Genomic DNA, 13,569 nt, shown 5'->3' with positions numbered 1-13,569 from the left:
CCCTCAGCGCTGATTGTAATGTAATATTTTCGTTATAATCTCAACTTCAGGCTGTGCGAATGCCCGATTTTACAGTTTGTTGCATTCCGTGTGACATAAACGGCAGAACCCAGTAACACCTTACTGACACAGAGCCAAGTATGTTTACAGTAACGTAACCTTTCCGTAAAATGCCCGCACACTTTAAGCGCCACCAGATCCCGTGGAATTGAGGTCGTTAAATGAGACTCAGGAAATACAATAAAAGTTTGGGATGGTTGTCATTAATCGCCGGCACTGTTTTACTCAGTGGTTGCGATTCTGCACTTCTTGACCCCAAAGGACAGATTGGACTGGAGCAACGTTCGCTGATACTGACGGCTTTTGGCCTGATGTTGATTGTCGTTATTCCCGCCATCTTGATGGCCGTTGGTTTCGCCTGGAAGTATCGTGCGAGCAATAAAGATGCGAAGTATAGCCCGAACTGGTCACACTCCAATAAAGTGGAAGCTGTGGTCTGGACGGTGCCGATTCTGATCATCCTGTTCCTTGCTGTACTGACATGGAAAACCACCCACTCGCTCGAACCGAGCAAACCACTGGCACATGACGAACACCCACTTACCATTGAAGTGGTCGCCATGGACTGGAAATGGTTCTTCATCTACCCGGAACAGGGCATTGCTACCGTTAATGAAATCGCCTTCCCGGCGAATACACCGGTAGAGTTCAAAGTGACCTCCAATTCCGTGATGAACTCGTTCTTTATTCCGCGTCTGGGCAGCCAGATCTACGCAATGGCCAGTATGCAGACCAAACTGCATCTCATCGCCAACGAAGCAGGTACGTACGATGGCATTTCCGCCAGCTACAGCGGCCCGGGCTTCTCTGGCATGAAGTTTAAAGCCATTGCTACGCCGGACCGCGCCGCATTCGACCAGTGGGTCGCAAAAGCGAAACAATCTTCAAGCACCCTGCCAGATATGGTGGCGTATGAGAAAGTTGCTGCGCCAAGCGAATACAACAAGGTTGAATACTTCTCCAGCGTGAAACCCGATTTGTTTAAAGACGTTATCAACAAATTTATGGGCCACGGCAAGAGCATGGACATGACCCAACCGGAAGGCGAGCATAGCGCGCACGAAGGAATGGAAGGCATGGACATGAGCCACGCGGAAACCTCTCACTAAGGGGTCGAGGAAGAAAACGATGTTCGGAAAACTTACACTGGATGCAGTGCCGTACCATGAACCCATTATCATGGTCACAGTAGCTGCGATTATCGTCGGCGGTCTGGCGGTAGTTGGCCTGATCTCTTACTTCGGTAAGTGGTCCTGGCTGTGGAAAGAATGGTTGACCTCTGTTGACCACAAACGCCTTGGTATCATGTACGTCCTCGTGGCCGTTGTGATGCTGCTGCGCGGCTTCGCAGATGCTGTCATGATGCGTAGCCAGCAAGCGCTGGCCTCCGCGGGTGAAGCGGGCTTCCTGCCGCCTCACCACTACGATCAGGTCTTCACCGCTCACGGTGTGATCATGATCTTCTTCGTGGCAATGCCATTCGTTATCGGTCTGATGAACCTGGTGGTTCCGTTGCAGATCGGTGCGCGCGACGTTGCGTTTCCGTTCCTGAACAACCTGAGCTTCTGGTTCACGGTTGTGGGCGTGATTCTGGTCAACATCTCTCTGGGCGTTGGTGAGTTCGCGCAGACCGGTTGGCTGGCTTATCCGCCGCTTTCGGGAATTGAATACAGCCCTGGCGTTGGGGTCGATTACTGGATCTGGAGTCTCCAGCTCTCGGGTATCGGTACGACGCTGACCGGTATCAACTTCTTCGTGACCATTCTGAAGATGCGTGCGCCGGGCATGACGATGTTCAAAATGCCGGTATTTACCTGGGCATCTTTGTGCGCCAACGTGCTGATTATCGCTTCGTTCCCAATTCTGACTGTCACCATTGCGCTGCTGACCCTGGATCGTTATCTGGGCACCCATTTCTTTACCAACGATATGGGTGGCAACATGATGATGTACATCAACCTGATTTGGGCCTGGGGTCACCCGGAAGTGTACATTCTGGTGCTGCCGGTCTTTGGGGTGTTCTCCGAAATCACCGCCACCTTCTCGCGTAAACGCCTGTTTGGTTATACCTCGCTGGTGTGGGCGACCGTATGTATTACCGTACTGTCGTTCATCGTTTGGCTGCACCACTTCTTCACCATGGGTGCTGGCGCGAACGTAAACGCCTTCTTTGGTATCACCACGATGATTATCGCCATCCCGACCGGGGTGAAGATCTTCAACTGGCTGTTCACCATGTACCAGGGCCGCATTGTGTTCCACTCCTCTATGCTGTGGACCATTGGCTTTATCGTGACCTTCTCCGTAGGTGGGATGACCGGCGTGCTGCTGGCGGTTCCGGGCGCAGACTTCGTACTGCACAACAGCCTGTTCCTGATTGCGCACTTCCATAACGTTATCATCGGCGGCGTGGTCTTCGGTTGCTTCGCAGGTCTGACTTACTGGTGGCCGAAAGCCTTCGGTTACACCCTGAACGAAACCTGGGGTAAACGCGCGTTCTGGTTCTGGATCATCGGCTTCTTCGTTGCATTTATGCCGCTGTACGTGCTGGGCTTTATGGGTATGACCCGTCGCCTGAGCCAGCAGATTGATCCGCAGTTCCACACCATGCTGATTGTCGCAGCTTGCGGTGCGGTGCTGATTGCTATCGGTATCCTGTGTCTGCTGATTCAGATCTATGTATCTATTCGCGACCGCGATCAGAACCGTGACCTGACCGGTGACCCGTGGGGTGGCCGTACGCTGGAGTGGGCAACCTCCTCTCCTCCGCCGTTCTACAACTTTGCTCATGTCCCGCACGTTCACGAACGTGACGCGTTCTGGGAACTGAAAGAGAAAGGCGAAGCGTACAAAAAACCTGCGCAGTATGAAGAAATTCATATGCCGAAAAACAGCGGTGCCGGCATTGTTATCGCCGCGTTTGCAACCGTGTTTGGTTTCGCCATGATCTGGCATATCTGGTGGATGGCTATCGTTGGTTTCGCTGGCATCATCATCAGCTGGATTGTGAAGAGCTTCGACGAGGACGTGGATTACTACGTACCGGTTGCAGAAATCGAGAAACTGGAAAACCAGCATTTCGATGAGATCACTAAAGCAGGGCTGAAAAATGGCAACTGATACTCTGACCAACGCGCACGCCCACGCGCACGAACACGGGCACCACGATGCAGGGCCGAATAAAGTCTTCGGTTTCTGGATCTACCTGATGAGCGACTGCATTCTGTTCTGCTGTCTGTTCGCGACCTATGCCGTTCTGGTGAACGGCACTGCGGGCGGCCCGACCGGTAAGGACATTTTCGAGCTGCCGTTCGTACTGGTTGAAACCGCGCTGCTGTTGTTCAGCTCCATCACCTACGGCATGGCGGCTATCGCCATGTACAAAAACAACAAAAGCCAGGTTGTTGCCTGGCTGGCGTTGACCTGGTTGTTTGGCGCAGGCTTTATCGGGATGGAACTCTATGAGTTCCATCACCTGATTGCCGAAGGCATGGGCCCGGATCGCAGCGGTTTCCTGTCAGCGTTCTTCGCGCTGGTAGGCACCCACGGTCTGCACGTGACCTCGGGTCTGATCTGGATGGCGGTTCTGATGTTCCAGGTTTCCCGTCGCGGTCTGACCAGCACTAACCGTACCCGGATCATGTGCCTGAGCCTGTTCTGGCACTTCCTGGACGTGGTATGGATCTGCGTGTTCTCTGTTGTCTATCTGATGGGGGCGATGTAATGAGTCATTCTAACGATCATGGCGCTTCCCACGGCAGCGTAAAAACCTACATGACAGGTTTCATCCTGTCGATCATCCTGACGCTAATCCCGTTCTGGATGGTGATGAACGGTTCTGCTTCTAAGCCGGTACTTCTGGGCGTTGTCCTGGTTACCGCCGTAGTTCAGATTCTGGTGCATCTGGTTTGCTTCCTGCACATGAACACCAAGTCTGATGAAGGCTGGAACCTTACCGCCTTTATCTTTACCGTGATTATCATCGCTATCCTGGTAGTCGGTTCCATCTGGATTATGTGGAACCTCAACTACAACATGATGGTTCACTAAGAGCGGCGAGTATGTTTAAGCAATACCTGCAAGTTACGAAACCGGGCATTATTTTTGGCAATCTGATCTCCGTGATTGGGGGGTTCCTGCTGGCTTCCAAAGGCCACATCGACTATCCCCTGTTCCTCTACACGCTGATTGGCGTGTCGTTGGTGGTCGCCTCTGGTTGTGTATTTAACAACTACATCGATCGTGACATCGATAAAAAGATGGAACGAACGAAAAACCGGGTGCTGGTCAGAGGGCTGATCTCGCCAAAAGTCTCGCTGGTGTACGCCGCCTTGTTGGGTATTGCTGGCTTTATGCTGCTGTGGTTTGGCGCCAACCCGCTGGCCTGCTGGCTGGGGGTGATGGGGTTCGTGGTTTATGTCGGCGTTTACAGCCTGTACATGAAACGCCACTCCGTTTACGGCACGCTGATTGGTTCTCTCTCCGGCGCTGCGCCGCCGGTGATTGGCTACTGCGCGGTCACCAACGAGTTCGATAGCGGTGCGGCAATTCTGCTGGCGATTTTCAGCCTGTGGCAAATGCCTCACTCCTATGCCATCGCGATTTTCCGCTTTAAGGATTATCAGGCAGCGAACATTCCGGTACTGCCGGTGGTGAAAGGCATTTCCGTGGCCAAAAACCATATCACGCTGTACATCCTGGCGTTTGCCATTGCCACGCTGATGCTGTCGCTGGGCGGCTATGCCGGGTACAAATACCTGGTCGTTGCCGCTGCGGTAAGCCTCTGGTGGCTGGGCATGGCGCTGCGCGGTTACAAAGTGGAAGATGACAAAGTGTGGGCGCGCAAACTGTTTGTGTTCTCCATTGTTGCTATCACTTCCCTTTCCGTGATGATGTCCGTGGACTTTATGGTGCCGGATTCACACAGCCTGCTGACATACGTCTGGTAAGCTTGCTGCACCATACTGGAAAAACCGGGGAAACCCGGTTTTTTTTCGTCCGGAGTAAGCCCTTTGCTGGCTCTGTGACGGTGAAGCCAATAACAGGACGAAATCTAAGGATATGTAATATTTGTTAAATAACCGCATGTTTACCCTACCCTGCCGCCGCACTACACTATGTCCGGTTTTTAAATTGAGGTGGTAATGAACGATTATAAAATGACGCCGGGCGAGTTGCGCGCCACCTGGGGTTTAGGGACTGTATTCTCACTGCGCATGCTCGGCATGTTTATGGTCCTGCCCGTTCTGACCACATACGGTATGGCGCTGCAGGGCGCATCGGAAGCCCTGATTGGTCTGGCGATCGGCATCTACGGCCTGGCCCAGGCGGTATTTCAGATCCCTTTTGGGCTGCTTTCGGATCGCATCGGCCGCAAGCCGCTGATTGTCGGCGGGCTGGCGATCTTCGTGCTGGGCAGCGTGATTGCCGCGCTCACCGATTCCATCTGGGGCATTATTCTTGGCCGCGCGCTGCAAGGCTCCGGGGCGATTGCCGCCGCTGTCATGGCGCTGCTGTCGGATCTCACTCGCGAGCAAAATCGCACCAAGGCGATGGCATTTATCGGCGTCAGCTTCGGCGTCACATTTGCCATTGCCATGGTTTTAGGACCGATCATCACGCATCTTTTAGGCCTGCATGCACTGTTCTGGATGATTGCCGTGCTGGCGACGATCGGCATCATCCTGACGCTGTGGGTCGTGCCGGACAGCAAACACCACGTGCGCAACCGCGAATCGGGAATGGTCAAAGATTGCTTTAGCATGGTGATCGTCAATCCAAAGCTGCTGAAGCTGAACTTTGGCATTATGTGCCTGCATATCCTGCTAATGTCGACGTTTGTGGCGCTACCCGGTCAGCTTGAGTCTGCAGGTTTCCCGGCCTCAGAGCACTGGAAAATCTATCTCGTCACCATGCTTATCTCTTTTGCTTCGGTGGTGCCGTTTATTATCTACGCCGAAGTGAAACGCCGGATGAAGCGCGTGTTTGTGCTCTGCGTTGCGCTGCTGCTGATTGCCGAAATCGTGCTGTGGGGCGCCGGCGCTTACTTCTGGGAAATTGTAATTGGCGTACAGACCTTCTTCCTCGCCTTTAACCTGATGGAAGCGCTGCTGCCGTCGTTAATCAGTAAAGAAGCGCCAGCCGGTTATAAAGGAACGGCAATGGGCATTTACTCCACCAGCCAGTTTCTCGGCGTCGCGATTGGCGGCGCGGTCGGCGGCTGGGTGGATGGTTTATTTGACTCGCAAACAGTGTTCCTGTTTGGTGCATTGCTGGCCGTGGTCTGGCTGCTGGTTGCCAGCAGCATGCAGGAGCCGCCCTATGTCAGCAGCCTGCGTATTGCTATTCCTGACGATGTGCCTATTGATGACGCGCTACAGCAGCGTCTGCACGCAACGGCGGGTGTCAGTGAAGTATTGGTCGTAGCGGAAGAGCGTAGCGCTTACGTGAAGATCGACAGCAAAGTGACAAACCGCTTTGAAGTCGAACAGGCTGTCGCAGGTTAAGCTGGTCATTTTCCCCTCCCCCGACGGGAGGGGAAAGAGATTAATCGCGGAAGTTTTTGAACTGGAACGGCTGGCCCAAATTGCCGCCGCGCACCAGTGCCATCACCGCTTGCAGATCGTCACGGGATTTCCCGGTCACGCGGATCTCTTCACCCTGAATCTGCGCCTGCACTTTCAGTTTGCTGTCTTTAATCAGCTTGATGATTTTCTTCGCCGTCGGCGCATCGATCCCCTGCTTCAGCTTTGCTTCCACAAACCAGTTTTTCCCGCTGTGGACGAACTCTTCCGGCACATCCAGCGATGCCCCTTCAATGCCGCGTTTCAGCAGCTTGGCACGTAAAATATCCAGCAACTGGTTAACCTGGAAATCAGATTCGCTCAGCACCTTAATGGTCTGCTTTTCTTCATTCAGATCGAATGTGGCTTCAACGTTGCGAAAATCGAAGCGTGTCGCGACTTCACGGGTCGCATTCTCAACGCCGTTTTGCACTTCGCGCATTTCAACTTCGGAAACGATATCGAAAGATGGCATCTTTTCTTCTCCCTCTCTATTTGTTGCGATGCATAATACCCGCAACGAGGTATAACTCAACTTGTAATACTGGAAGCATAGCCGACAGCACTATAATGGTTGAAGTAACACCTGGCGCAGTTGCAGGTGAGGAGGAACAATGAGAATTACCGTACTCGGTTGCGGTGCTTTAGGGCAATTGTGGTTAACAGCGCTGTATAAACAGGGACATGAAGTTCAGGGCTGGTTACGCGTACCTCAGCCTTTTTGCAGTGTGAATGTCGTGGAAGAAGACGGCACGGTTTTTAATGAATCCCTGACGGCTAACGATCCTGAATTTTTGGCTCGTAGCGATCTGCTGCTGGTGACGCTGAAAGCCTGGCAAGTTTCTGATGCGGTAAAAAGCCTGGCAACAGCGCTTTCTCCCGCGGCGCCGGTACTGTTGATTCACAACGGTATGGGCACCGTGGAAGAGCTAAAAGCGCTGCCGAATCCCCTGTTGATTGGCACCACGACTCACGCTGCTCGCCGCGAGGGTAACGTGATTGTGCATGTGGCCAGCGGCACGACGCATATTGGCCCGGCGCGGCAGCAGGACGGTGAATTCAGCGCGCTGGCGGATACCCTGCAAGAAGCGCTGCCGGATGTAGCCTGGCACAACACCATTCGCCCGGCGCTGTGGCGCAAGCTGGCGGTGAACTGCGTGATCAATCCATTGACCGCCCTGTACGACTGCAAAAATGGCAATCTGCGCGAATTTCCCGATGAGGTGGCAAAAATCACCCGCGAAGTGGCTGCCGTTATCGAACGTGAAGGCCACCATATCTCTGCGGATGATTTGCTGAGTTATGTGAAGCAGATTATCGAAAATACAGCGGAAAATATTTCATCAATGCTCCAGGATGTGCGCGCCCTGCGGCACACCGAGAGTGATTATATTACTGGCTACCTGCTCAAACGCGCCCGCGCGCACGGTATTGCGGTGCCGGAAAACGCCCGTCTGTATGAAATGATTAAACGTAAGGAGAGTGAGTATGAGCGCATCAGCTCTGATATGCCTCGCCCCTGGTAGTGAAGAGACCGAAGCGGTCACGACGATCGATCTGCTGGTCCGCGGCGGTATTGCTGTCACTACTGCCAGCGTCGCCAGCGACGGCAACCTGGTTATTACCTGCTCGCGCGGGGTTAAACTGCTGGCCGATGCGCCGCTGGTTGAAGTGGCGGATGGGGATTTCGATGCGATCGTGTTGCCGGGCGGCCTGAAAGGCGCGGAGTGCTTTCGCGACAGCCCGCTGCTGGTCGAAACCGTTCGCCAGTTCCACCTTTCCGGGCGCATTGTTGCCGCCATTTGTGCCGCCGCCGGTACAGTGCTGGTGCCGCATCAGCTCTTCCCGATTGGCAATATGACCGGTTTCCCGGGGCTGAAAGAGACGATTCCGCCCGAACAGTGGCAGGATAAGCGCGTGGTGTGGGATCCACGGGTGAATTTATTGACCAGCCAGGGGCCAGGCACGGCCATTGATTTTGGCCTGAAGATTATCGATCTGCTGGTCGGGCGCGAAAAAGCCCATGAAGTGGCGTCGCAGCTGGTGATGGCGGCGGGGATTTATAACTACTACGAAGCGTAGACATTTCAGTGCCCGGAGGCGTTGATTGCCGGATGGCGCTGACGCTTATCCGGCCTACACCAGCCCTTCCTCCGGCACAACCGGATTCAGGCTCGTGCTCTTGCAGGCCGGATGAAGGCGAAGCCGCCATCCGGCATTGTGTTTACGGGCGATAAACCTTCACATTCTGGAAGCCCTGCTCGCGCAGATAGAGCGCCTGCAAGCGGCTCATCACGCCGCGCTCGCACCACAGCAGCCAGGTTTTGTTCTGATCCAGATCGCCAAACTTGGTGCTCAGCTTGTAGAACGGCAGCGACACCACATCAACGCCTTCCAGCTTCAGCGGCTTATCATCCTGTTCGTCAATCGAACGGATATCCAGCACCACATCGTTCGGGCCGAAACCGTTAACCGTTTCAACTTCCACCACCTCTTGCTGGGTTTGCTGAGCGATTTCACGGATATCAATATTGCTGGCTTCCGCCACAACCTGGTCGAGGATAGCGAAATCAAAGTGCGTTTCTTCCGCTTCGATCTTCGCTTTCACCGCCTTCACCGTTGGGCTTTTGGAGATCACGCCGCAATATTCCGGCATCGTGCGGGCAAAATCCTCAGTACCGATTTCACGCGCCAGATCGATAATGTGCTCTTTATCGTAAGAGATGAGCGGGCGCAGGATCAGCGTATCGGAGACGTTATCAATCAGACGCAGGTTGGTCAGCGTCTGGCTGGAAACCTGCCCCAGCGCCTCACCGGTCACCAGCGCCTGCACGCCGTAACGTTCAGCGACTTTCGATGCGGCGCGCACCATCATGCGTTTCAGCACCACGCCCATTTGGCCGTCATCGACTTTTTCGAGGATCTCGCCGACCACCGGTTCAAAATTGATTGCCACAAAACGCACACGGTGCGAACTGCCAAAGCGGTTCCACAGATAATGCGCCACCTGGCGAACACCAATTTCATGGGCTGCGCCGCCGAGATTAAAGAAGCAGTAGTGTACGCGGCAGCCGCGACGCATCAGCATATAGCTGGAAACGCCGGAGTCGAAACCGCCGGAAATCAGCGACAGGACATCTTCCTGAGTGCCAATCGGAAAACCGCCAATCCCTTCATAACGGCCTTTTACCAGCAGCAGACGGTCATCTTCGATTTCCAGATTCACCGTCACATCCGGGTGCGTCAGCTTCACGCGCGCAGATTCGACATGCTGGTTCAGCCCGCCGCCCACGTAACGTTCCACTTCAATAGAGCTGAATTCATGTTTACCGCGGCGTTTCACGCGCACGCAGAAGGTTTTACCTTCAATCTGCTCGCGATACTGCACCAGCGCTTTCTCAAAAATATCGTGCAGAGAAGTGAAAGGCACATCTTCCACTTCCAGAATATGGTGGATCCCCGGAATGCGGGTCAGCGCATCGCGAATAGCCAGACGCTGGTTTTCATCTTTGGCGCGGACTTCGATATGGTCCCAGTGGCGCACAACGGCAAGGGTTTCGTCGTAGTGCTTCAGAACGTTACGAATATTCCCGGTCAGAATTTTAATAAAGCGCAAGCGCACAGATTGGCTTTTGATGGTGATTTCCGGGAACAATTTAATGATAAACTTCATGGCGGCAATGGTTCGTTGGCAAGCCCAGCTGGGCCTGTGAGGGAAAATAATACAGCAGCCCATACCCGCGGCTGCATCCAGGCGCGGAAGTATACCACCATCGAATAGACCTTGCGCAATGCATTACCCTTGAGCGTAATTGGCTAAGTGCCACGACTCCGCTACCATAGCTAAATTGCGTCAGGATGAATAATAGAAGAGTCAGACATTCACTATGCCAAAGAAAAACGAAGCACCGGCCAGTTTCGAAACAGCGCTGAGCGAGCTGGAACAGATTGTCACTCGTCTTGAAAGCGGCGATCTTCCGCTCGAAGAGGCACTCAATGAATTCGAACGTGGCGTGCAACTGGCGCGCCAGGGGCAGGTAAAGTTACAGCAGGCGGAGCAGCGCGTGCAGATCCTGCTTTCCGATTCCGAAGAGGCGGCGTTAAAGCCTTTCGCACCGGACGCTGAATAACGATGGATTTTAATCAACAATTGCAGGCCTGCGTCGATCGGGCCAACGACGCGCTGCGCCGTTTTATCGCTCCGTTGCCCTTTCAGAACACTCCTCTGGTTGAGGCTATCCAGTATGGCACACTATTAGGCGGTAAACGTCTGCGTCCGTTTCTGGTCTACGCAACCGGTTCGATGTTCGGCGTCAGCCAGCAAACGCTGGATGCGCCCGCAGCCGCAGTGGAGTGCATCCATGCTTACTCGCTGATCCACGACGATCTGCCAGCGATGGACGACGACGATTTACGCCGTGGCCTGCCAACCTGCCATATTAAATTTGGTGAAGCCAATGCCATTCTTGCGGGTGATGCATTGCAGACGCTGGCTTTCTCGATTCTCGCCGATGCGCCGATGCCGGAAGTGGCGGCGCACGATCGGCTGGCGATGGTATCAACGCTTGCGATCTCCAGCGGCGTGGCTGGCATGTGCGGAGGCCAGGCGCTGGATCTGGCGGCTGAAGGCGAGCAAATCTCGCTGGAATCGCTGGAGCAAATCCATCGTCACAAAACCGGCGCGCTGATCCGTGCGGCAGTCAAAATGGGCGCGCTGAGCGCGGGCGACAGAGGCCGGGAAGCCTTGCCTCAGCTCGATCGCTACGCTCAGAGCATCGGTCTGGCGTTCCAGGTTCAGGATGACATTCTGGATGTGGTCGGCGATACTGCCACCCTTGGTAAGCGCCAGGGCGCCGATCAGCACCTGGGGAAAAGTACCTATCCCGCACTTCTGGGCCTTGAGCAAGCCCGGACAAAAGCCCGCGACCTGATTGACGATGCCCGACAGGCGCTTAGCCTGCTGGCTGCACAGTCGCTTGATACGACGGCACTGGAAGCACTGGCGAATTATATAATCCAGCGTGATAAATAAAACGACACACTAGATGAGTTGCTGATGAGTTTTGATATAGCCAAATACCCGACGCTGGCGCTGGTAGATACCACACAAGAGTTGCGTCTGCTGCCGAAAGAGAGTCTACCGAAGCTGTGCGACGAACTGCGTCGCTATCTGCTTGACAGCGTAAGCCGCTCCAGCGGGCACTTCGCCTCCGGGCTTGGCACGGTCGAACTGACCGTCGCGTTACATTACGTCTACAACACGCCGTTCGATCAGTTAATCTGGGACGTCGGCCACCAGGCCTATCCGCACAAAATTCTTACCGGGCGTCGTGACAAAATCGACACCATCCGGCAGAAAAACGGTCTGCATCCGTTCCCATGGCGCGGCGAAAGCGAATACGACGTTCTCAGCGTTGGTCACTCCTCCACCTCTATCAGCGCGGGAATTGGCGTTGCCGTCGCCGCCGCCAAAGAGGGCAAACAGCGCCGCACCGTCTGCGTGATTGGCGATGGCGCGATCACCGCTGGCATGGCCTTCGAAGCGATGAACCACGCCGGTGATATCCGCCCGGATATGCTGGTTGTGCTGAACGATAACGAGATGTCGATTTCCGAGAACGTCGGCGCGCTGAACAATCACCTGGCGCAGCTGCTCTCCGGCAAGCTCTACTCCACCCTGCGCGAAGGCGGCAAAAAAGTGCTTTCCGGCGTACCGCCGATCAAAGAGTTGATCAAGCGTACCGAAGAACATATCAAAGGCATGGTCGTGCCAGGCACCTTGTTTGAAGAGCTGGGCTTTAACTACATTGGCCCGGTGGACGGTCACGATGTGCTGGGGCTGGTGCAGACCCTGCGCAATATGCGCGATCTGAAAGGTCCGCAGTTCCTGCATATTATGACCAAAAAAGGGCGCGGCTATGAGCCGGCCGAAAAAGATCCGATCACCTTCCACGCGGTGCCGAAATTCGATCCGACCAGCGGTACGCTGCCGAAAAGCAGCGGCGGCATGCCGAGTTATTCGAAGATTTTCGGCGACTGGCTGTGCGAAACCGCCGCCAAAGACGACAAGCTGATGGCGATCACGCCAGCGATGCGCGAAGGTTCCGGCATGGTCGAGTTTTCACGCAAATACCCGGATCAATATTTTGATGTTGCCATTGCCGAGCAGCATGCCGTGACTTTCGCGGCCGGGCTGGCGATTGGCGGCTACAAACCAGTGGTGGCGATCTACTCCACCTTCCTGCAGCGCGCCTATGATCAGGTGATCCACGATGTGGCGATCCAGAAACTGCCGGTGCTGTTCGCCATCGATCGCGCCGGGATTGTCGGTGCCGACGGGCAGACGCACCAGGGCGCTTTTGATATCTCCTACCTGCGCTGTATCCCGGGCATGGTCATCATGACGCCAAGCGATGAAAACGAGTGCCGTCAGATGCTGTTTACCGGCTATCACTATGCCGATGGCCCAAGTGCCGTACGTTACCCGCGCGGCAATGCCGTTGGCGTACCGTTGGAGCCGCTGGAGAAACTGCCGATCGGTAAAGGCGTGGTGAAACGCGAGGGCGAGAAGCTGGCGATTCTGAACTTCGGTACATTATTGCCGGAAGCGCAAAAAGCCGCCGAAGCCCTGAACGCAACGCTTATCGACATGCGTTTTGCCAAACCGCTGGACGAAGCGCTGATTCTGGAAACCGCTGCGCGTCATGACTCACTGGTAACGCTGGAAGAAAACGCTATTGCAGGCGGCGCTGGCAGCGGCGTCAACGAAGTGCTGATGGCGCACCGCAAACCGGTGCCGGTGCTCAATCTCGGCCTGCCGGATTTCTTCATCCCGCAGGGTACGCAGGATGAAGCCCGCGCCGATCTGGGGCTGAACGCCGCAGGCATCGAATCCCGCATCCGTAACTGGCTCGCCTGATCCTCCCCTGCCGCTCCTGCTATGCTT

13 protein-coding genes are annotated in these 13,569 nt (G+C 54.9%); 11 read left to right on the top strand and 2 right to left on the bottom strand.

Annotated elements, in window-relative coordinates; translation table 11 throughout:
• The first annotated feature begins 221 nt into the window (after nt 1–221).
• The 6 genes from cyoA (at nt 222) to C0557_RS05035 (ending at nt 6,566) form a co-directional block, all read left to right on the top strand.
• The gene (cyoA, locus tag C0557_RS05060) at nt 222–1,169 is read left to right on the top strand and encodes a cytochrome o ubiquinol oxidase subunit II (protein ID WP_208657717.1); all 948 of its coding nucleotides are present in this window, start codon (nt 222–224) and stop codon (nt 1,167–1,169) included.
• 19 nt (nt 1,170–1,188) lie between these two features.
• Entirely contained in the window at nt 1,189–3,180 is a 1,992-nt protein-coding gene (gene cyoB, locus C0557_RS05055) for a cytochrome o ubiquinol oxidase subunit I (RefSeq protein ID WP_208657716.1), read from the top strand.
• The gene (locus C0557_RS05050; protein ID WP_074777048.1) at nt 3,170–3,784 is read left to right on the top strand and encodes a cytochrome o ubiquinol oxidase subunit III; all 615 of its coding nucleotides are present in this window, start codon (nt 3,170–3,172) and stop codon (nt 3,782–3,784) included. Before cyoB ends, C0557_RS05050 begins: the two co-directional genes overlap by 11 nt.
• Complete coding sequence (locus tag C0557_RS05045) at nt 3,784–4,110, top strand: cytochrome o ubiquinol oxidase subunit IV (protein WP_043954629.1); 327 nt, start codon at nt 3,784–3,786, stop codon at nt 4,108–4,110. Before C0557_RS05050 ends, C0557_RS05045 begins: the two co-directional genes overlap by 1 nt.
• Before the next feature lie 11 nt (nt 4,111–4,121).
• Complete coding sequence (gene cyoE, locus C0557_RS05040) at nt 4,122–5,009, top strand: heme o synthase (protein WP_035887280.1); 888 nt, start codon at nt 4,122–4,124, stop codon at nt 5,007–5,009.
• 195 nt (nt 5,010–5,204) lie between these two features.
• On the top strand, nt 5,205–6,566 hold the full coding sequence (locus C0557_RS05035; protein ID WP_208657715.1) for an MFS transporter: 1,362 nt from the start codon (nt 5,205–5,207) through the stop codon (nt 6,564–6,566).
• Nucleotides 6,567–6,606: 40 nt separating this feature from the next.
• Here C0557_RS05035 and C0557_RS05030 read toward each other — a convergent pair whose 3' ends face one another.
• Nucleotides 6,607–7,098 (bottom strand): YajQ family cyclic di-GMP-binding protein, encoded by a 492-nt coding sequence (locus C0557_RS05030; protein ID WP_072438179.1) that lies wholly within the window; start codon nt 7,096–7,098, stop codon nt 6,607–6,609.
• Between the two features lie 139 nt (nt 7,099–7,237).
• On the opposite strand from C0557_RS05030, the gene panE reads away from it, so the two are divergent.
• Both panE and yajL read left to right on the top strand, forming a co-directional pair.
• Nucleotides 7,238–8,149: a 2-dehydropantoate 2-reductase gene (panE, locus tag C0557_RS05025; RefSeq protein ID WP_208657714.1), complete on the top strand. Its 912-nt coding sequence runs from the start codon at nt 7,238–7,240 to the stop codon at nt 8,147–8,149.
• Complete coding sequence (gene yajL, locus C0557_RS05020) at nt 8,112–8,705, top strand: protein deglycase YajL (protein WP_007373521.1); 594 nt, start codon at nt 8,112–8,114, stop codon at nt 8,703–8,705. The genes panE and yajL overlap by 38 nt, the downstream gene beginning before the upstream one ends.
• Before the next feature lie 142 nt (nt 8,706–8,847).
• Here the strand turns inward: yajL and thiI are convergent, their stop codons facing one another.
• The gene (gene thiI, locus C0557_RS05015) at nt 8,848–10,296 is read right to left on the bottom strand and encodes a tRNA uracil 4-sulfurtransferase ThiI (protein ID WP_208657713.1); all 1,449 of its coding nucleotides are present in this window, start codon (nt 10,294–10,296) and stop codon (nt 8,848–8,850) included.
• Between the two features lie 214 nt (nt 10,297–10,510).
• On the opposite strand from thiI, the gene xseB reads away from it, so the two are divergent.
• The 3 genes from xseB to dxs are packed head-to-tail and all read left to right on the top strand — an operon-like array spanning nt 10,511 to nt 13,542.
• Nucleotides 10,511–10,753 carry an exodeoxyribonuclease VII small subunit gene (gene xseB, locus C0557_RS05010; RefSeq protein WP_208657712.1) on the top strand — a complete coding sequence of 81 codons (243 nt, stop codon included), beginning with the start codon at nt 10,511–10,513 and terminating at the stop codon, nt 10,751–10,753.
• A gap of 2 nt (nt 10,754–10,755) precedes the next feature.
• Nucleotides 10,756–11,655 (top strand): (2E,6E)-farnesyl diphosphate synthase, encoded by a 900-nt coding sequence (gene ispA, locus C0557_RS05005; RefSeq protein ID WP_208657711.1) that lies wholly within the window; start codon nt 10,756–10,758, stop codon nt 11,653–11,655.
• A gap of 24 nt (nt 11,656–11,679) precedes the next feature.
• Nucleotides 11,680–13,542 carry a 1-deoxy-D-xylulose-5-phosphate synthase gene (gene dxs / locus C0557_RS05000; RefSeq protein WP_208657710.1) on the top strand — a complete coding sequence of 621 codons (1,863 nt, stop codon included), beginning with the start codon at nt 11,680–11,682 and terminating at the stop codon, nt 13,540–13,542.
• Nucleotides 13,543–13,569 lie beyond the last annotated feature (27 nt).

This window comes from Kosakonia sp. MUSA4 (genome assembly GCF_013085925.1).
GTDB classification, from domain to species: Bacteria; Pseudomonadota; Gammaproteobacteria; order Enterobacterales; family Enterobacteriaceae; genus Kosakonia; species Kosakonia sacchari_B.
This window is presented reverse-complemented; position numbering and strand designations above follow the sequence as displayed.